We start from the raw sequence: 21604 nt of genomic DNA, 5'->3' as shown, positions 1-21604 counted from the left end.
TGGCACAATAAAATTACTTTAGCTCCACATCCCTTTATGGGGATTGGAGAGAACTTATAACATGAAAGAAAATGAAAAAAATTATTTATATTTTATTTTTTGCTCTTACCGCTATTGTTGCTAACGGTCAGACTAAAAAACTCTTCAGTGGTACAAATAACGAAGGGGGAAAAATCAGTATTAACGGCTATATTGGAGACCGCATCCGGATGTGTATTGACCAAAGAGTGAAAGCACAGAATGCGGATGAACTGGTAGAGCCCTTTCGGCATCTGACGGAAGGAAACGGTTGGCAATCAGAATTCTTAGGAAAATGGATGTTAGGAGCTATTGCATCATACGAATACACACGGGATGAGGAGCTTTATCAGAAGATTGTGAATGCAGCCAATCAGTTTATGGAAACACAGCACGCCGACGGTTATATCGGCAATTATAAACCGGAAAGTCGACTGACTTGTTGGGATATCTGGGGACGGAAATACACATCTTTGGCATTATTGTCTTACTACAGATTGACCAAAGACAGCAATGCATTGATTGCAGTACAGCGCTTAATAGATCTTCTGATAAAAGAACTGGAAGAGAAACAACTCGATATAGCAGAAACCGGATTTTATTACGGAATGCCAAGTTGTTCCATATTGGAGCCGGTTGTTTATTTGTATGAAGCAACAAAGGAACCACGTTATTTGCACTTCGCAAAAGGAATTATAAACAGTATTGAAAAAGAAGGTCATTCGCAATTAATTACCAAAGCGCTAAAGAATATCCCCGTCCATCGTTTTACTTTTCCTAAATCATGGTGGAGTTATGAAAATGGACAGAAAGCTTATGAAATGATGTCGTGCTATGAGGGAATGGTTGAATTAGGCAGAATATCTAACGATCCGTTGTATTTGCAGGCAACCGAGAAGACTGTTGCAAACATCATCGCTGATGAAATCAATATAGTCGGTTCGGGAGCAACTTTTGAATGTTGGTATGAAGGAAAGAAAAAACAAACAATACCTACTTACCATACCATGGAGACTTGTGTGACATTTACCTGGATGCAATTGTGTGCACGGCTATTGCAGGAAACGACCAATTCATTGTACGCTGACGAATTTGAACGCACCATGTATAATGCATTGATGTCGTCCATGAAAAATGATGGTACGCAAATATCTAAATATAGTCCGTTAGAAGGACGTAGATGTGAAGGCGAAAAACAATGTGGCATGCAAATCAATTGTTGTAATGCTAATGGTCCGCGTGCGTTTGCCTTAATTCCCCAAACGGCATATATGATGAAGAATGACAAGGTGTACGTAAATCTTTATTTGGATTCAGAGGCTGCATTTTTCATGAATAAAAATGAAATAAAACTTGATATGAAAACTCAATATCCTGTTGATGGACATGTTGAATTGTCAATAAATCCACGTAAAGAAACAGAGTTTACATTAGCATTCCGCATTCCATTATGGGTGGATGATAATTATCAGATTGCCATTAATGGAGAATCACAGACAAGTGTACGGAAAGGCGGGTATCTTTACTTGCAAAGAAAGTGGAAAAAAGGAGATAAAGTGTCCATTAATTTCAGATTAAAAGCGAAAGTGGAGGAGTATGATCGGCATCAAGCTGTAACCTATGGACCATTGGTGTTCGCCCGTGACAGTCGGTTTATGGATGGATATGTAGATGAATGTGCCATTATTCAACAGAATGAAAAGGGAGAGGTATCGGCTGTGCCACAAGAAACTCGAAAAGATTCCTTTGCATGGGTTACAATGGAGGTGCCAATGATACTTGGTACGGATTTGGAAAATATAGAAAACAAAGCTGTCAAACAGATTAAATTCTGTGATTTTGCTTCTGCTGGGAATGATTGGAATCCAGCCGGACGCTATAGAGTGTGGATTCCTAAAACACTTAATCAGATGTCGGAAGCTTATCGTCAGTATTAAATAGGCTAATATGACATTGCAGGAATGTATTTTATGAATAATGTTTTAAACAATAATCTTGAAACGCAATGATGAAATTATTTTTTTCAATCACGATTCTATTATTTCTGGCGGTAACCAATGGTACTGCCAAAAATAATCATCCTCCTCGCATTGTAAACATCATCAACTTTATACGTCAATTGGAGCCCAGAGACAATAACATCACAGAAGATGTATTGTATGAAACGGTATGCGAACAGGTGAAACTGTTAAAGAAGTACAATATGAGGGGAACTTTCTTACTGCAATACGATGCATTGATCAATCCTCGTTATCAGTCACTTTTGAAGGAAGAGATGAAAAGAGGAACAGAAGTTGGTGGTTGGTGGGAAATCACTCAACCGCATGTAGAAGCAGTCGGATTGAAATGGAGAGGACGTTATCCATGGGACTGGCATGCAGATGTCGGTTTTGCCGTAGGATATACTCCGGAAGAGAGAGAAAAACTCGTAGATGTGTACATGGAAAAATTTAAAGAGATTTTTGGAAAATATCCTGCTTCGGTCGGTTCATGGTTTATCGATGCCCATACATTGAGATACATGTATGAAAAATATGGCATTGTGTCATCATGTACATGTAGGGATCAGTATGGAACAGATGGCTATACATTGTGGGGCGGCTATTGGAATCAAGCCTACTATCCCAGTCGCCTCAACGGATATATGCCTGCACAGACGAAAGAAGGACAAATTCTCGTTCCGGTATTCCGCATGTTAGGTAGTGATCCTATTTATCAATATGATACCAGTTTGGGAGAATCTGCACAGGGAGTTATTACGTTGGAACCTGTTTGGGAGGCAGGCAGGAATGAAAAATGGGTGCGCTATTTCTTTAAATCTATTTTTGAAGATCCCTGTATCGGTTTTAACTATACACAAGTCGGTCAGGAAAATTCTTTTACTTGGGCAGGTATAAAGAAAGGATTGGGAGTTCAATTCCCTCTTCTCGATTCATTGGCACAAGCCGGAGATATACAGATTAAGACACTGGAAGAAGCGGGACGTTGGTTTAAAAAGAAATATCCAGTCACTCCTCCTACCTCGGTCACAGCACTCACTGACGCGCAAGACAATGGTAATCGGACTGTATGGTTCAACAGTCGTTTCTACCGTACAAATCTGTTATGGAATGATTATTCCATTCGTTTTAGGGATATCCACTTATTTGATGAACGTATAGAATCGGATTATTTAAAACGACGTGGAACTTCTAACCAGTGTGTATTCACCACTTGTCCGATTGTTGACGGTTTCTTATGGAGCACCCCCAAAGAGTATGCTGCTATCCGTTTTTACACCATAAAGAACGGAGCTGAAAAAGAAGTGACCATAAAGAATGTAGAAGTGAAGACATTGAATGACAGCAAGATGCAACTGCGTTGTGTAGCTACCGACCAATCTGCCTATACAATCACCCTGTCCGAGAGAGAGATTAAAATTGAAGGTAAAACATCCAACCCTTGGAAGTTGAAACTCGAAATTGCCACGGGAAAGACATTGCCACTGAAAGTGAAAGGAAACAATTCGTTGACTGGTGAACTGAAAGGTATTTCATACGGCATTGTCTGTCTGAAAGGTAATGTGAAACAGAGTGGAAATACAGTATCATTAAATCCGGAGAACAATCGTCTGATTATAGATTGTTCATCCCGTGATTTCAAATAAAAAGCAGCAAACTTGTTAAGACATTTCACTTAAATTTCAATTGGTGTTTGATGATCTACCTATAGGTAAGGACTGATTATCGAAATATTAGTCTTTGCTTATAGGTAGTTCTTTATCACATCAAACGATTATTATCTGTTTTTTTATATGAGCTGTAACTCATATAATTCTATATTAATACTGACTAATCTTTTTATACGTATGAAACAACTGACAATCTTAGTGGAACTATTATTTTTCTGTTTACAGGCTGCGTTGCCTGTCTTTGCACAGACGCCAGCGTATCTAGATACGAATAGACCTATCGAAGAGCGAGTAAAAGACGCATTGAGCCGGATGACCCTTGAAGAAAAGGTGAAGATGATTCATGCACAATCAAAATTCAGTTCGGCAGGCGTACCTCGGCTTGGAATCCCCGAAGTATGGGCTACCGATGGTCCTCACGGTATCCGTCCGGAAGTATTGTGGGATGAATGGGACCAGGCAGGATGGACAAACGATTCCTGCATCGCTTACCCCGCATTGACTTGCCTTGCTGCCACATGGAATCCGGAAATGTCTCACCTCTACGGAAAAAGTATCGGTGAAGAGGCGCGTTACCGCAAGAAAGATATCTTATTAGGACCCGGTGTGAACATCTATCGTACTCCTCTGAACGGACGTAATTTTGAATATATGGGTGAAGACCCGTATCTGTCCGCCACGATGGTAGTTCCTTATATCAAAGGAGTGCAGGAAAATGGTGTAGCCGCTTGCGTGAAACATTACGCGTTGAATAATCAGGAAACCAATCGGAACACTACGAATATGTACCTAAACGACCGTCCCCTTTATGAGATATACCTGCCTGCTTTCAAGGCTGCCATTCAAGAAGGTGGAGCCTGGTCAATTATGGGTTCTTATAATCTTTATCAGGGGCAGCACGCTTGCCACAACAAACGTCTGCTCAAAGACATTCTCCGTGACGAATGGGGCTTCGACGGCGTGGTAGTGTCCGACTGGGGTGGTGTGCATAATACCGAACAAGCCATCTACAACGGACTGGACTTGGAATTCGGTTCGTGGACAAACGGATTGTCTGACGGAACCCATAATGCTTATGATAATTATTACCTGGCTTTCCCTTACCTGAAACTGATTAAAGAGGGTAAAGTCGGAACAAAAGAGTTGGACGAGAAAGTCAGCAACATCCTTCGTCTGATTTTCCGTACTTCGATGAATCCGCATAAGCCGTTCGGTTCTTTAGGTTCTCCCGAACACGGACAAGCCGGTCGTAAGATAGCTGAAGAAGGAATCGTTCTTTTACAGAACAACAATAACGTGTTGCCTATCGACTTGAACAAAGCGAAAAGAATAGCCGTTATCGGTGAGAATGCAATCAAGATGATGACAGTGGGCGGTGGTAGTTCTTCCTTGAAAGTGAAGTACGAGATTTCTCCGTTGGATGGATTGAAGAATCGTGTAGGTACAAAAGCGGAAATAGTGTATGCTCGTGGTTACGTAGGCGACCCGACAGGCGAATATAACGGTGTGAAAACCGGTCAGGACTTGAAAGACGACCGTTCGGAAGACGAACTTCTCGCTGAGGCTCTGCAAGCGGCCGAAAATGCGGATCATGTTATTTTCTTCGGTGGGCTAAATAAGAGTGAGGGACAAGATTGTGAAGGTTCAGACCGTATTTCTTTGGGATTGCCATATGCGCAAGACAGAGTAATCCGTGAATTGGCTAAGATTAATAAGAATTTGATTTTTGTCAATATTTCCGGTAATGCAGTGGCTATGCCTTGGGTGAACGAAGTTCCCGCCATTGTTCAAGGCTGGTTTTTGGGTTCGGAAGCCGGAACGGCCCTCGCTTCTGTATTAATCGGAGATATTAATCCTTCCGGTAAGTTACCTTTTACTTTTCCCGTAAAATTGGATGATGTAGGTGCTCATAGATTAGGCGAATATCCAGGCAATAAAGAAGAATTGGTAACTAAGCATCAAGGGGACACAATAAACGAAACTTACCATGAAGGCATCTTTGTAGGTTACCGTTGGGCAGATAAAGAAAAAATCAAGCCATTGTTTCCGTTTGGACACGGATTGAGCTACACCACTTTTACTTATAGCAAACCTGCTGCGGACAAGAAAACAATGACCGCCGATGATACGATTTCGTTTACCGTCAACATAAAAAATACAGGAACCTATGAAGGTCAGGAAATTGTTCAGCTTTATATCAGCGATAAAAAATCTTCCCTGCCGCGTCCGTTGAAGGAGCTGAAAGCTTTCCAAAAAGTTAAATTGGCTCCGGGAGAAGAGAAAACGGTAACACTGACGATTGATAAAAAAGCGTTGAGTTTCTTTGATGATGCAAGACATGAATGGGTAGCCGAACCCGGCAAGTTTGAAGCGATGATTGGGAGTTCCTCCCGGAATATCAAGGGAACAATAGTATTTGAGTTAAAATAAAACATTATTAAAATACAATATACTATGCGTCAATTATTAACCGCAATATTTATTTTCATATTTTCTCTCTTTATAAATGCACAACAACAATCGCTTGAAGACATACGAAATGTACGTTTATTCATTAAAGAACATATGGGACATACTGTAAAAGAGTGTAAAAAGGATACATTGGGATATATTGCTTTGCCAAAACCTTATAGTGTTCCAAGTTTGAGTGGTGCATTTCAGCAAGATATGTATTATTGGGATACATATTTTACAAATATAGGGTTGATATCGGATGATGACTTTGAGCAGGCATTGAATAATATAGATAACATCCTTTACTTAATAGATAAGTTTGGATTTATGCCTAATGGATCTAATGTTTCATATTTGAATCGTTCACAACCACCATTTGCCAGTATGATGGTTCGGGATATTTACGAAAAGAGCAGGGATAAAATATGGTTGGAATCTGCCTGTAGAATATTAGAAAAAGAGTACACATTCTGGATGACTCAACGAATTACACCTACGGGACTGAACCGATATTCGAACAGTGCAACAAGAGATGAACTGGTTTCATTTTATGAATATATGAGAACACGTTTCACTGACTTGCCTGTTTTAACAGATTCTTTGAAGTTATTGAAACAATCTTCTCATTTAATTGCAGAAGCGGAGTCCGGTTGGGATTTTTCCCCTCGTTTTGATTTTCGTTGTGAAGATTTTAATCCTGTGGATTTAAATGCAAATCTCTATTTATATGAACAGAATTTTGCTTTTTTCTATAAAGAATTGAAAAAGAAAGGTTCAAACAAATGGTTGGATGCAGCCCAAAAAAGGAAAAATCTGTTGAATAAATATTGTTACAACTCTCAAGACGGCTGTTTTTATGATTATGACTTTATAAATAATCGACTAAGCCCTATATATTCTGCGGCTATTTTTAATTTACTTTGGGCAGAGGTCTTAACCAAACATCAAGCTAAGAATGTGGTTGTTCATCTTCAAAGATTAGAATATCCTTGGGGCATTGTCGCTTGCGAACAAGGAAAACGCAAGAGAACCTATCAGTGGGATTTTCCTAATGCATGGGCGAGTTTTAATCTTTTATCAATAAATGGTCTGGACCGCTATGGATTTAAAAAAGAAGCTCGTCGCATAGCTCAGAAATATGTTAGTAGTATTGTTAAGATTTACCAATCTTCAGGTAATCTATGGGAGAAATATAACGCTGAATTAGGAAATTTGGAAGTGAATAATGAATACGAAATGCCTCCATTTATGGGCTGGACAGCCGGTGCTTTTATCTACGCATCTGATTATCTGATTAAATAAGAAAAATAAAAACACATATAAGTATGAAAATGAATTTTCATTATTTTGCGGATATTATTCCGATAATAATTTTCGCGTTGTTCTCAAATAGCGGACTGATAAACGCAACCGAAGTCGGGAAACGTACTGACGCATTGGAAGCGTTGGCCTGGAACGAATCCAAATGGATTTCCGCAACAGACGCTCCCGTGGCGAAAGGACACAACAACGGTCTCGCGGCCGATGGCGCGACCTGGTTCGTATCCACTGTAAAAAACGAACAGGAAGTCATCTCCGCCAAGTGGATGACCACCGGACTGGGAATTTACGAGTTGTATGTGAATGGGAAACCCGTAGGCGGGGAATTCCTGAAACCGGGCTTCACACACTATGCCAAGACCAAACGTTCTTTCACCTATGATATTACAGACATCATTCGTACTAAGCCAAACGCCGAGAACATGCTCTCCGTACAGGTGACGCCGGGATGGTGGGGTGACAAAATTATAACCCCCGGAGGATATGACGGCATGATAGGCAAGAAATGTGCCTTCCGTGGTGTACTGGAACTGACTTTTTCTGACGGAAGCAAGAAGCGCTACGGTACTGATCTTAAAAACTGGAAAGCCGGAATTGCCGGTCCGGTGAAACATGCCGGTATCTTTGACGGAGAAGAGTACGATGCACGCGAACCGATGGGCTACGAATGTGTGGACAAACTCTCCACACCCGAAGAGAATACCGAATTCTCCGGCGACATCCTGCCTTCGGACGGAGCGGAAGTCTATCTGCGTACAGATCTCGCCCTCGCTCCTGTCAAAGCATACGTTTGGAAGAATGTAGAAGGAACAAAGGAGAATGAGTTCGGTAAGGTGATTATCGCCCGTGAGTTCGCATCGGGTACGGAGATGACCGTAAGTCCGGGAGAGACGTTAGTGGTGGACTTCGGACAAAATTGTGCTGGCATCCCCTCTTTCGTATTCAAAGCTGCTGAGGGAACAGTGCTGACCTGCCTTCCCGCAGAACTACTCAATGACGGTAATGGTGCCAAGATTCGTGGCATGGACGGTCCGGAAGGAAGCTGTCACCGCGAAAGCCTGCGCTTCCCTTACGGCGTCCGTCTGGACTACACTTTTGCTGCCGGAAATAGCTATGTGACCTACTACCCTCATTGCACCTTCTTCGGCTACCGCTACGTTTCCATAACTGCCACCGGGAATGTCGCCATCAAGTCGCTGAAGTCCATCCCAATCACTTCCATCACAAAGAAAATGGAGATCGGTACTATAACCACAGGCAACGACCTTGTGAACAAGCTCATCTCCAACACTTATTGGGGGCAGTTATCCAACTACCTGTCCATACCCACTGACTGCCCGCAACGCGACGAGCGTCTGGGCTGGACAGCAGACACACAAGTGTTTGCAGAAACCGGTACGTTCTTTGCTAACACCATGAAGTTCTTCCATAAGTGGATGCGTGACATGCGCGACACACAGAACAGTTTGGGGGGATTCCCCGGAGTGGCCCCCTTGGCACAATACGGTGACGAGAAAATGCGTTTCGGTTGGGCTGATGCCGGAATCATCGTGCCTTGGACGGTATGGAAACAATTCGATGACACGCAAATCATCGAGGAGAACTGGAATGCCATGGACTTGTTTATGAACCACATCAACGACACCAAGTATAACCACGAGGCCCTCTGTAGCGAGAACGGTAACTATCAATGGGCCGACTGGCTGAGCTACGAACCTCTGGAAAGCTGGAGCGGACTGGCTTTCTCTCCCCAAGGTCCGCTTCCTGATGCCATCAGCTACTGGAACTATTTGAGTGCTTCCTACTGGATGACAGATGCTTTCATGATGCGGGACATGGCTGCCGCCACCGGTCGCGATGCCGTCAAATACCAGCAAATGGCTGATTCGGCAAAGGCATACATCAAAGAGAACTTCCTCAATGAAGACGGTACCTTCAAAACCGCCATCCTCAACACTATGCAAACTCCTGCCTTGTTCGCCCTGAAGAACCAACTTGTGGAAGGCGAAGCCAAAGCGAAGATGATAGACCGTCTGCGCGAAAACTTCGCACAGCACGACCTTTGCTTGCAGACCGGATTCTTAGGCACATCCATCCTCATGACCACCCTCACGGAGAATGGCATGGAAGACATTGCCTATGAACTCCTCTTCCAACGTAAGAATCCAAGCTGGCTGTACTCTGTGGATAACGGAGCCACCACCATCTGGGAACGGTGGAACAGCTATATGATAGACAAGGGAATGGGACCGAGCGGCATGAACAGCTTCAATCATTATGCCTACGGATGCGTATGTGAATGGATTTGGGAAACTGTTGCCGGCATTGCAGCCGATCCAGTCACCCCCGGCTTCAAACATATCATTATGAAGCCTATTCCAGACAAGCGGTTGGGACACGTGACTGCCGAATACCGTTCCGCCGCCGGACTCATCAAGAGTGCCTGGAAATACGAAGGTGACGCCTGGATTTGGGAATTTACCATCCCTAAAGGTGCCACCGCTACCGTAACTCTTCCCGGAGAGATGAAGTCAAAGAACTATGGAAGTGGAACTTACAAGGTAACCAAATAGTTTTTCATGCAAGGCTTTGATATTAAGAAGGTTTGTAAAAAGAGGGTGTCTGATATGAACCCTCTTTAAACTATCATCAAATTTGAACTTAAAATATGAATAAGTAAACAGACATGAAAGAGAAATGTAACATGTCTTCTCTTTTTTTGAAGGGAAGCAACACCTAACCCATTTTGCTACTGAACAGGATGTAGCGGAAGAATTATTCGAGTTACTCTCCGAGGCGAGAGAACTTTATCTCCAAAATGTGACTGCGGATGGTAAGCGGTATAGCCGCTATGTGGATGACTTCATTAACAGTCACCGGTACATCAACTGCGATAATGCGGTTTGTCGGAACTGCCACGAAATGAACATTTACATCGTCAGAGGGCTGCTGACAGAATGTGCACAACTTATCCAACCTCTTTTTACAGCATCAGATTTCTCATTCGAGAAATGTATGGAACTGCGAAGGAGGTATGATAGGTCGGAGCCGTTGCCGCCACCAGTCGAGCACCGCACCGATAAGGTGACAGATGCCCCACCGCTTTCTTTCGGATGCAACTTCACTCAAGAACAGATGACAGGTATTGTGTCTTGTGCCAATACTTATCATCTGTTTTGCGTTTCTACACTCCGCATCGAGGATATGGAAGCTCTCTTTTCCTGTAAAGAGGGGTTTCATATCCGGGTAAACAATCTTCGTCATGTGACTATTTTTTTCGATGTACTTCTCGAAAACTCGTTCATCCAATCCCGCTGGCAATCTGTTCTCGACAAAGGACGGTTCTTGCAATCCAAGGACGGCTCACGGTTGTAAATAATAACCCAAAAGTAGTCCACCATAATAATTGAAAAGTATACCACTTGGTTCGTAAATAGAGTCTGTTTATTACTTTTTCCCTATCGTAATTCCATGCTCTATATTAAGACTTATTAAGATAACCACTTCCTTTGCGGTTCAACCAATAAGTGAAGTATAAACATGATAACCATGGTGGATAAACAAACCATAATTCATTTGTATAGAAGTCGGGAGTATAGCAAACGTGCCATTGCCCGTGAACTGGACATCAGCCGTAAAACGGTTCATAAGGTAATTCAGGAATATGAGAGTTCCTTGTCTACTGATACTCCTTCATCCAGCTTGGAGACAATTTTGACTACTGCTCCCCGGTATGATAGCTCCAAACGTGGTCGTAGAGTAATCACCGGGCAGATACAATCCATTATAGATGATTGTCTGGCTAAGAACGCCAGTAAACGAGCCAGCGGTCTTAAGAAGCAATGTATGCTAAAGAAGGACATTCATAACCTTCTTGTCTGTCAAGGCTTCACAGTCAGTTATCCGAGCGTATGTAAGTATATTACAGGGCTTGATACACAAAAGTCCCGCAAGCGTGAAGAGGCCTTTATCCGGCAGTATTATATTCCGGGAGAGAACTGCGAGTTCGATTGGGGTGAGGTAAAACTCTGCATCCGTGGCAAGCTCCAGCGTTTCTTTCTGGCAGTGTTTACTTTTAGCCACAGCAACGGGCGTTATGCCTATCTGTTCCGTCATCAGAATACGTTGGCCTTTATGGAGTCGCACCGCAACTTCTTCCGCCAGGTAAAGGGAGTCCCCTATGTCATGGTATACGACAATATGCGTGTGGCGGTCAAGAGCTTCGTAGGAACAGACAAGACTCCCACGGAGGCACTAAGCCGTATGTGCACCTTTTACCAGTTTGACTTCCGCTTTTGTAACGCACGTGCCGGATGGGAAAAAGGACATGTGGAACGTAGTGTGGAGTATGTCAGGCGCAAGGCGTTCTGTGTCCGGATGTCATTTGACTCGGTGGAAGAAGCCGGCAAGCACCTGCAAGACGCATGTAATGTACTCAACACCCAAGTCGGGAGCATCTCAACCCAAGACAAGGAAAAATCCCTTGCAGCCGATCTGGCGGCCTTACAGCCACACATGAACGAGATGGGGTGCTTTCAGGTGGATGATTACAAAGTAGACAAATGGTCTACTATCTGTATGAAAAATATTCATTACTCGGTTCCCGACACATTAGTGGGCAAAATCGTCTCGGTCAAGATGTACAGTGAGAAGGTTGTTATCTTCCACGGACAGGTGAAGGTGGCAACACATGAACGGGTATATGGTGTGGCAGATTGGAAAATACAGTTGGAGCATTATGCGCGTACCCTGCTTCGCAAGCCGGGAGCTGTACAAGGTTCGTTGGCACTCATGCAGATGCCGCCTAAGATACAGGAACTCTTCAAAAGACATTTTCAGGACAACGGAAGAGAATTTGTCCTGTTGATACAATATGCTGGTGAAAACGGATTTACAGACAAGGATATTATCCGCTCATATGAGGCTTTGAGACAGCGTGGAGTGCATAAGGTGTCGGCAGACCAGATCAAAGCCTTTATGCATGCAAATAATGAGCCACAGGATGGAAACAGAGAAAATATACCCGTTGCAGAGCACCAGCAGCAATCACGGCAGATAGAGGATGCCGCAATCGGTATACTCTCAGATCTGACACGGATGATGGAGAGCACGCAAACTTTGACTCAAATAGATTCTTTAAACTAAAAATAATATTGTTATGGACTACTTGTCAGAAAATGAAATGATTACAGGATATGCCAGGGAACTTAAAATTAATGTCCTACAGAATGAACTGGAGGATTTTATAACATTGGCAACACAGGAGAACTGGGGATGCAGGACGTTGATCGCCCGTATTCTGGAAAAAGAAATGGAAATAAGGATAGAGAAACGAAGAAAACAAAGGGTAAGAATAGCCGGATTCCCACAAATGAAATACCTCCAGGAACTCGTAAGAGACGATTTACCTAAGGATGCACAGATGGCCATACCCGAACTTGAAACTCTCGAGTTCATTAAAGAAGGAAGAAATGTGGTTCTATATGGGAATCCGGGAACAGGAAAAACACATATAGCCACAGCCTTAGGTATTAAGGCCTGTATGGAGGGATATAGTGTCTTTTTTACATCGGTGCCACATCTGCTCACACAAATAAGGGAATGCAGGTCACAGAAAAGTCTCAGACAATTGGAACTTAGGTTTGAAAAATATGATATGGTCATTTGTGATGAGTTTGGGTATGTAAGTTGTGATAAAGAAGGAGGAGAACTTCTGTTTAATCATCTATCACTCAGAGCAGGGAAGAAAGCAACGATCATTACAACAAATCTATCATTTGACAGATGGGGCGAAATCGTGAAAGATAAAGTACTAGTGGCAGCAATGGTAGACAGACTAACACATAAGGCACACCTGATAAACATGAGCGGACAATCGTATAGAGTTAAAGAAACCCAAAATATGAGGAAAAATGTACCGGGGAAATAAAAGAATCATATCCTTTGCAAATCTAAACTAGTGGACTACTTTTCAATTATTAGCTGGCATACTTTTCGATTATTATATACATATAATGATAAACTTCTTTTTCCAATTATTCATAATACTTTATTGATTATGGATGATGATAAGGGGTATTGCCAGTCTGTATCTAAAAATGGCAGAGGGAAGATACCGTTATGATTAAATAATAAACAATTGATTGAGAGAAATGACTGTTGAATTTCTCTATTTTCCTGTAATGGAGGAAAGATATAAAGGAACGGAAGCCTAGCTAAGAGAGCTCCAAATGAGATACGGATAGGATGAATTGACAGATAACTCTCATATTCTCTGGTTCAGTTTTCGATTCGGCAAATGTAGACAAAAAATGTCGTTCCTCTGGAAACCGGGTTCATAAAAAAAGAAAATTAGTCTTGAAATAATTTTTATAAGGCTCTAATAAAATTCTAATAGCGTTCTAACAAATCTCTAACAGGCTTCCGGAGCATCCCTATTTATCTTTGCGTCCGAAAAAAGATTCCAACTATATTTTTATGAATAATGATGAAGAAGAAAAATTTGCAAATGCTTTTAATTTGCGGTGTATTGCTAGTTACCGCATGCAAGAGTAAATCAAAGGAAGAACCACAAAGTGGTTATCGTATGGAGGGGGACACCGTGCATGTTACAGATTGTTTTTTATCTGAAAAGATAAAAATAACCGATGTCAGGCTTGAGCCTTATTCCAAGGAGGTAATCACTTCCGGGGTGGTACGTCCTATTCCTACCCGCTATGCCTGTATTGCTTCACCTTTTGCGGGAAGAGTTATAAAGTCGTATATACAAATCGGGCAACTGGTGGACCGGGGAACCCCTTTGTTTGAAATCAGTTCACCGGACTTTACTACGGCGCAAAAAGAATATTTCCAGGCACTTTCGTCACGCGAGCTGGCAAAGAAGGATTTACAGCGCAAAGAAGACCTGATCAAGAATGGGGTTAGCTCGCAGAAAGAACTGGAAGAGGCACAGAATGCGTTGCTTATTGCCGACAAAGAGTTTGAAAATGCTTCTGCTGCGTTGGTAGTATATCAGGTAGAGCATCCGGAGAATATGACATTGGGGCAACCTCTTGTGGTTCGTTCACCTATTTCGGGAGAAATTATAGAGAATAATATTGTGACCGGACAATACCTGAAAGATGATACTGATCCTGTTGCGATAGTGGCGGATTTGTCGGAGGTATGGATTACCGCTCAAGTGAAGGAAAAAGACATTCGATTTATCAATGCAGGCAGTAGTTTGGATATAGAAGTGTCGGCATTGCCAGGCATGGTGATTAAAGGAAATATTTATCATGTAGAAGAGGCGGTTGACGAAGATACAAGGTCTATAAAAGTACTTTCAGTTTGTGATAATTCGAAAAAACAGTTGAAATTGGGTATGTATACTACTGTCCATTTTCGTAGTACTCCTATTGAACAGGTTCAGGTTTCGGAGAGCGCATTATTACAGGGAGAGAAAGGCAGTTACGTGTATGTGCAGATTGCTCCGGGTGTCTTTGTCAGGACATCGGTAGAAGTAGAAGCAACCAAAAACGGATTTGCCATGATAAGTAATGGATTGCACGCGGGAGACAAAGTCATCAGTGAAGGGGGATATTATTTAAAATAAGAGATTATGAAGAAGGATTTGATGCTTTCAATTATACAGAAAAGATGGGTGATGCTTTGCTTGTTCGTGATGATGTGCATTTTCGGATATTACTCATGGATGCAGCTTTCGATAGAAGCCTATCCGGACATTGCAGATGTTACATCGCAGGTAGTTACCCAAGTGCCGGGATTGGCTGCCGAAGAAGTGGAACAACAGATCACTATTCCTTTGGAACGCGCCATCAACGGTCTGCCCGGCATGCATGTCATGCGTAGTAAAAGTACGTTTGGACTTTCTATGATTACGATTGTATTTAAGGATGGGACGGAAGACTACTGGAGCCGTCAGCGGGTACAGGAAAGACTGAATGAAGTGGAGCTACCTTATGGTGCAGTTCCGGGACTCGATCCGTTGACGTCACCTGTGGGAGAGGTCTACCGTTATATTATAGAAAGTGACCAACATTCACTTCGTGAACTGACTGACCTTCAGAATTGGGTGATTATTCCCCGCATTAAAGAAGTTTCGGGAGTGGCGGATGTGACAAACTTCGGAGGTATTACCACCCAGTTCCAGGTAGAAATAGATCCGTATAAACTGGAACAATATCACTTGTCTCTTAGCCAGGTTATTGAGGCTATTGAAAATAATAATGCCAATGTGGGCGGAAGCATATTGAACAGGGGAGACTTGGGGTATGTGGTACGTGGTATCGGTTTGATTGAGAACTTGGACGATTTAGGCCACATTGTGGTTAGTACGACTTCCGGAGTTCCTGTTTTTTTGAATGATATCGGTTCTTTAAAATATGGAAATTTGGAGAGGAAAGGCATATTGGGATATACCGATCGCACTCGTGATTATTCGGAAAGTCTGGAGGGAGTCGTGCTTCTTCTGAAACACGAGAATCCGTCTAAGGTACTGGACGGCATTCATGCGGCAGTAGATGAATTGAATAATGAAACTTTGCCGGAAGGGGTGCGGATACATACTTTTCTGGATCGTACCAGTCTGGTAGACACCACCTTGAATACAGTTTCTCATACCTTGCTGATGGGAATGGCATTGGTGATTATTGTGCTTATCCTGTTTTTGGGTAATTGGCGTGGAGCATTGCTGGTTTCAATCACCATTCCGGTATCTTTGCTTATCGCCTTTATCCTGATGCATCTCACAGATATTCCCGCCAACCTTCTATCGCTTGGAGCTATTGATTTTGGGATCATTGTGGATGGTGCTATCGTTATGCTGGAAACGATTCTCAAGAAACGTGAGGATCATCCCGGACAATATATCGAAGAAAAAAGTATCGCGCAACGTGTCAAAGAAGTAGGGCGCCCGATCCTTTTTTCTACCATCGTCATAATTACAGCCTATTTACCGTTATTTGTTTTTGAACGTGTGGAACGTAAACTTTTCACTCCCATGGCATTTACAATGAGTTATGCTATGATTGGAGCTCTTTTAGTCGCCCTTCTGCTGATCCCGGGACTTGCTTATGCTATTTATCGTAAGCCGCGCAGGATTTATAAGAATAAATGGCTGGAAAAATTGAAGGATAAATATACCGGTGCGATAGTGAAACTCATAGAAAAACCAGTGAATATAATCATCCTTTCGTGCCTGATTCTGATAACAGGTATCGTGTTGAGCGGTGTTGTCGGGAAAGATTTTCTTCCTGAACTGGACGAGGGCTCTATTTGGTTGCAGGTGAATCTTCCTCCCGGTATTTCTGTTGAGAAGTCGAGAGAGATGTCCGACACACTTCGTGCCCGTACGATGAAATATCCCGAAGTTACTTATATCATGGTTCAGGCAGGAAGAAATGATGATGGCACAGATCCGTTCACCCCTTCGCATTTTGAGGTGTCTATTGGTATGAAACCATATGATGAATGGCCGAAAGGAAAAACCAAGCAGGATTTGATTCATGAATTGGAAGAAGAATATAAGACGCTGCCCGGTTTTAGAGTCGGATTCAGTCAACCGATGATAGACGGGGTGATGGATAAAATAGCCGGAGCACATAGCGAATTGGTTGTAAAAGTATATGGTGAGGATTTCCGGGAAACACGTCGTATCGCGGAAGAAATAACCCGGGTGTTGGGAACGGTGAAGGGGGCCGTTGATTTGGATATTGATCAGGAACCGCCCTTACCTCAACTGCAGATCATTATGAACCGGGATGCGATTGCCCGATACGGGTTGAATGTGTCTGATGTAGCTGATTTGATAGAGGTGGCAATCGGAGGTAAAGCTATTGCGCAACTTTATCAGGGAGACCGGCAGTATGATATCACCTGTAAATATAAAGAAGCAGTGCGGGATACACCCGAAAAGATAGCCGGACTGATGCTAACCTCTTCTACCGGAGCTGAAATACCTCTTTCACAGGTAGCCGATGTGAAATTGAGTGTCGGAGAAAGTACGATCACTCGCGAAATGAACAGACGTCATCTGACGGTAAAGTTGAATTTGCGTGGGCGCGATTTGGCCTCTTTTCTAAAAGAGGCTCAGGAAGTTATCAATCAGAAAGTACAGTATGATAGCAGCAAATACACAGTCAAGTGGGGAGGTGCCTTTGAAAATCAGGACAGAGCCTATACCCGTCTTTCTGTCATCCTTCCGTTGACACTGATGTGTATGTTTATTTTGCTTTATGCTACGTTCGGGAAGTTCCGGCAAGCCGGACTGGTATTGTCCATCGTGCCGTTGGCACTTTTCGGCGGGATGCTCGCGCTCAATATACGTGGTATGACCTTGAATGTATCGTCTGCTGTGGGTTTCATTGCTATGTTCGGGCTTTCCATCCAGAACGGAATTATTATGATATCCCAGATAAATAGTTTGCGCAAAGGAGGAATGGAACTTCGGAAGTCTGTTGTCGAAGGGGCACGCCAACGGTTCCGCCCCATCCTGATGACTTCCGTCACAACAGTGCTCGGACTATTTCCCGCTTCTCTGGCAACAGGGATTGGCAGTGATGTGCAACGTCCTTTGGCAACGGTCATTGTCTATGGATTGATGTTCTCATCACTCATCTCCATGTTTGTGCTTCCGGTTTTTTACTATCTGATTGAGAATAACGTTTTAAATAAAAAGAAGAATGATGAAAAAGAATATACACTTTAATAGCTTGCTTCTTTTGCTGCTTGTGGAAGCGATGACTGTTCATATTTTTGCGCAGATTTCCGTCGGACACCCACAACGGAATATTTCTTTCGAAGAATATCTGAACAGGGTAGGAAAGAACAATCTGGATTATCTGGCAGAAAAGTTGAATGTGAGTATAGCTGATGCGGAAGCTATTGCCGCAAAGGTGTTTCCTGATCCGGAACTCGGATTTGAAGCTGGTAATGAAACTTTTTCGTTGGGACTTTCCTATTCATTGGAATTAGGAAAAAAACGAGAGGCGCGAATTAAATTGGCACGAAGTCAGGCAGCGTTTGAGAAGTTGATGATAGAACAGGGATTTCAGGATTTGCGAGCCGAGGCAGCCAATCTTTTTCTGGAAGCTATTTTGCAGAAAGAGCTACTTGGAGTGCAGCGAAGTTCTTATGAATATATGCTGCAATTGAGCCGATCGGATAGTTTGCGTTATGCGGCAGGAGAAATTACGGAGAATGATGCCCGTCAGTCGAAACTGGAAGCCGTTACTTTACTCAATACAGTTTACGGACAGGAAGCAGCATATCAGTCTGCATTGGTTATGCTTAACAAACAGATGGGCGTGACAGCGGATACTCTTCATATCCCGTTTGGTAATTGGGAGGAACTGAACCGTGAGTTTATACTGTCAGAACTAATCAAAGTTGGTTTAGACAATCGTATAGACTTACTTGCAGCTCAAAAAAGTACCGAAGTCACTGCCCGTGCGTACAAGTTGACGAAGGCAGAGCGTCGTCCGGACATTGGTCTGTCAGTCTCTTATGAAAGAGACTGGAACGGTTTTCTTCCTCCGGCGCGTTCTGCTACCGCAGGGATATCTATTCCGTTGTCCTTCTCAAATATGAATAAAGGAGCAGTCAAAGCAGCTAAATTCCGTATTGCTCAATCTGAAATATTGGAAAGAGAGATGGAATTACAAATACAGGTGGAGATTACTCAAGCATGGTTCTGCCATGAAGCGGAAAAAAAGAAGGTAGCCCAGTTTAGGTCGGGGATGCTCGAAGATTCACGAAAGGTGCTTGATGGGATGGTTTATAGATACAAACGTGGTGAAACCAATATTTTGGATGTATTAGTAGCTCAACGTACCTATAATGAAGTACAGCAGGAATATCTTGAAACCATGAAAGGATATGTAGCTTCTTTGGTGGAATTAGAGAAGTCTTGCGGTATTTGGGACATACGTTTTTAAATATACGATGATTTTATCCGGCTCTACTTTTACTAATAATAGCAGTGCCGGATATGTCTACTCTTCGAATCCTAACTTATGTTCCTGTGTTGCTGTCTCAAAATACCCGTTTCAATTTCGCTCTTATCCGGCTTAAACTTACCGGAGTTATTCCCAGATAAGAGGCAAGACATTCCAGTGGTACTCTTTGTAATAGTTCCGGATTATTTTGTATCAGTTTCATATACCGTTCGGATGCAGTGGTGAATAAGAGAGAAATAAGTCTTTCCTCTGTTTGCAGGAACTCTGATTCGGCAAACTTGCGTCCCCAGTTGGCAACATGGATATCTTCCTTGAATAATTCGTGTAAATCTTTGCGCTTTAATAGATATAACATCGAGTTTTCCATTAGTTCCATTGACTCATATCCCTGTTGATTATTTACATAACTTTTCAATGAGACAATGGTAGACCCTTCTTTCCCAATCCAGAACGTTACCTCTTTTCCGTCTACGGGAATATAAGCTCTGGCAATCCCTTTTTCGATGAAAAAGATATTCGTTTCGGTCTTACCAGCCTCCAATATATGATGGCCTTTGGGGTATGTGACCTTTGACAGACGCTTAACCACCTTATCCACCGAAGCCTCCGGCATCCGATATATCCTGTTTATAATCTCGTGTATATCCATATCGCATTGAATCATTAGTCTGCAAAAATACAAAAAGTTACATTAGGAAAAGAAGAATTGACGATACTCTTATACCGTCATTTCTTATCAAATGTAAAGTGAAAGCTCCGGGCATTCTGTTAATTTTGCAGTCTGATATTAAAATAGAATGATATGAATTGGATTATATTGATTATTGCCGGACTGTTTGAGGTTGGTTTTACTTTTTGTCTAGGCAAGATTAAAGGAGCAACGGACACTGACTTTTATTTGTGGGGGGCGGGATTTGTAATCTCTGTAACCTTGAGTATGTTCCTGCTGGCAAAGGCTGCGCAAACATTGCCTATCGGCACTGCATATCCTGTTTGGACAGGGATAGGAGCAGTGGGGACTGTATTGGTCGGTATCCTATTCTTTCACGAACCGGCAACTTTGGGTCGTTTGTTTTTTATGACGACTTTGATTATTTCAATTGTAGGGTTGAAGCTGATATAATCAGAAGGAGTCGGTATGGAACTGGAGCAGTACCGTACCAGACTCCCAAATATTTAATACCTGATAATTCATGAAAAAACGGAAGTATACGCAGAATATGTGTCAGGTAATTCACATTGTGGGAGGAGGCTTGTGAATTGGCTAAAAAATACGATGGAAATGAATCCAGTTGCCCGAGTTCTTGCACGATGGTATGAAAAAGCGGTTGGTGGAGGCTTTGGGTTTTTAAAAGGAACAGTTCGTCGTTGAGGCGGGAGAGAATGATTTCGTATTCCATCTCTTTCTCTTTGATTAATTTTTCCAGGGATTCTTTACTAAGTCCTTTGCTTTGATGGGTGTCCAAATAGGAAGTCAGGCTATCGTCGTCCAGCATTATGATATTGTCGATAGTTGAGGAAGTGATGTAGCCTAAGTTTGTCCAATTTCGGAGAGTGGATTCTGCAATGCCGCGTTTTTCGGACAGTTGCTTGATTGTTAACCAGTTTGCCATAGGAGTAATAGGGATTAAGTTGATAATTGAATTCTTGTTTTGTTGCTTGGGAGGATTTGCAGGAAGTTAGCTATATGTGTTCACTGGCTTCGCTGACATTTTGTTTGGTGTGTGATACAGGGGCGGATTTTCACAGGCATGTTGGTAGATGCGGATAGTTTCTCCGCAAGCTTTTCATGGTCATTCTGTTTGTGCATCTTCCGGATGACACGGCGCAATGTTTCTTTGTTCGGTCTGTTCATTCTTCTTTTGGATATTGATGACCGTCCGTGTTCTGTTGTATGTTTGGTATATACTTGTGTGATGTATACCTTATATATAAAAGAAGCCGGACGCTGAGTTCATATTTATCCGCTAAGAGGTACTACCAATACCCACATGGTTTAATAAATATGTTCACACGCCCGACCCTAGGTCGCACGTATGAAACAGATTTATTGAAACCATGTTTTTTGTTTATAATAAAATTGGTAGTTTTCTTAGCGCAAAAAAACGTTTCAATATGCCGCATTTCTCTTCGGCTTTCAAAAGGCAAAGATAGATGATTTATGGAGGATAGCAAAGAAATGACA

The 21604-nt window shown here is 42.5% G+C and carries 14 protein-coding genes and 1 pseudogene; 12 read left to right on the top strand and 3 right to left on the bottom strand.

Annotated elements, in window-relative coordinates; translation table 11 throughout:
• Window positions 1–71: 71 nt before the first annotated feature.
• From GD631_RS00970 to GD631_RS00920, 11 genes and pseudogenes are all read left to right on the top strand, one after another.
• Entirely contained in the window at window positions 72–1955 is a 1884-nt protein-coding gene (locus tag GD631_RS00970) for a beta-L-arabinofuranosidase domain-containing protein (protein WP_143259959.1), read from the top strand.
• A gap of 68 nt (window positions 1956–2023) precedes the next feature.
• A complete protein-coding gene (locus GD631_RS00965) occupies window positions 2024–3664 on the top strand; it encodes a polysaccharide deacetylase family protein (protein WP_143259958.1) in 1641 nt (546 codons plus the stop codon).
• A 201-nt stretch (window positions 3665–3865) separates the two neighbouring features.
• A complete protein-coding gene (locus GD631_RS00960; protein ID WP_143259957.1) occupies window positions 3866–6118 on the top strand; it encodes a glycoside hydrolase family 3 C-terminal domain-containing protein in 2253 nt (750 codons plus the stop codon).
• A gap of 24 nt (window positions 6119–6142) precedes the next feature.
• Window positions 6143–7444 carry a trehalase family glycosidase gene (locus GD631_RS00955; RefSeq protein ID WP_143259956.1) on the top strand — a complete coding sequence of 434 codons (1302 nt, stop codon included), beginning with the start codon at window positions 6143–6145 and terminating at the stop codon, window positions 7442–7444.
• A gap of 23 nt (window positions 7445–7467) precedes the next feature.
• Window positions 7468–10035, top strand: coding sequence for a family 78 glycoside hydrolase catalytic domain (locus GD631_RS00950; RefSeq protein WP_143259955.1), 2568 nt, complete (start codon window positions 7468–7470; stop codon window positions 10033–10035).
• 247 nt (window positions 10036–10282) lie between these two features.
• Window positions 10283–10825 (top strand): annotated as a pseudogene (locus GD631_RS00945) (hypothetical protein); the annotation flags it as partial.
• A gap of 177 nt (window positions 10826–11002) precedes the next feature.
• Complete coding sequence (gene istA / locus GD631_RS00940) at window positions 11003–12607, top strand: IS21 family transposase (protein WP_143259954.1); 1605 nt, start codon at window positions 11003–11005, stop codon at window positions 12605–12607.
• Window positions 12608–12620: 13 nt separating this feature from the next.
• Complete coding sequence (gene istB / locus GD631_RS00935; protein WP_143259953.1) at window positions 12621–13391, top strand: IS21-like element helper ATPase IstB; 771 nt, start codon at window positions 12621–12623, stop codon at window positions 13389–13391.
• Window positions 13392–13946: 555 nt separating this feature from the next.
• Window positions 13947–15056, top strand: coding sequence for an efflux RND transporter periplasmic adaptor subunit (locus tag GD631_RS00930; RefSeq protein WP_185911549.1), 1110 nt, complete (start codon window positions 13947–13949; stop codon window positions 15054–15056).
• 6 nt (window positions 15057–15062) lie between these two features.
• Window positions 15063–18170 carry an efflux RND transporter permease subunit gene (locus GD631_RS00925; protein WP_143259952.1) on the top strand — a complete coding sequence of 1036 codons (3108 nt, stop codon included), beginning with the start codon at window positions 15063–15065 and terminating at the stop codon, window positions 18168–18170.
• Entirely contained in the window at window positions 18148–19398 is a 1251-nt protein-coding gene (locus tag GD631_RS00920; protein ID WP_143260052.1) for a TolC family protein, read from the top strand. The genes GD631_RS00925 and GD631_RS00920 overlap by 23 nt, the downstream gene beginning before the upstream one ends.
• A gap of 97 nt (window positions 19399–19495) precedes the next feature.
• Here GD631_RS00920 and GD631_RS00915 read toward each other — a convergent pair whose 3' ends face one another.
• Entirely contained in the window at window positions 19496–20068 is a 573-nt protein-coding gene (locus GD631_RS00915) for a Crp/Fnr family transcriptional regulator (RefSeq protein ID WP_143259951.1), read from the bottom strand.
• Between the two features lie 153 nt (window positions 20069–20221).
• Here GD631_RS00915 and GD631_RS00910 point away from each other — a divergent pair, with 153 nt between their 5' ends.
• A complete protein-coding gene (locus GD631_RS00910; protein WP_143259950.1) occupies window positions 20222–20542 on the top strand; it encodes a DMT family transporter in 321 nt (106 codons plus the stop codon).
• Here GD631_RS00910 and GD631_RS22070 read toward each other — a convergent pair.
• Both GD631_RS22070 and GD631_RS22065 read right to left on the bottom strand, forming a co-directional pair.
• Window positions 20511–21032, bottom strand: a complete 522-nt coding sequence (locus GD631_RS22070) for a hypothetical protein (protein WP_223225915.1) — start codon at window positions 21030–21032, stop codon at window positions 20511–20513. The two genes, GD631_RS00910 and GD631_RS22070, sit on opposite strands and share 32 nt — an antisense overlap.
• An 80-nt stretch (window positions 21033–21112) precedes the next feature.
• Complete coding sequence (locus tag GD631_RS22065) at window positions 21113–21274, bottom strand: hypothetical protein (RefSeq protein ID WP_223225916.1); 162 nt, start codon at window positions 21272–21274, stop codon at window positions 21113–21115.
• Window positions 21275–21604: the final 330 nt, after the last annotated feature.

Source organism: Bacteroides luhongzhouii, from assembly GCF_009193295.2.
GTDB classification, from domain to species: domain Bacteria; phylum Bacteroidota; class Bacteroidia; order Bacteroidales; family Bacteroidaceae; genus Bacteroides; species Bacteroides luhongzhouii.
Note: the sequence above shows the minus strand (reverse complement) of the source record. Positions and strands in the feature narration are given on the sequence as shown.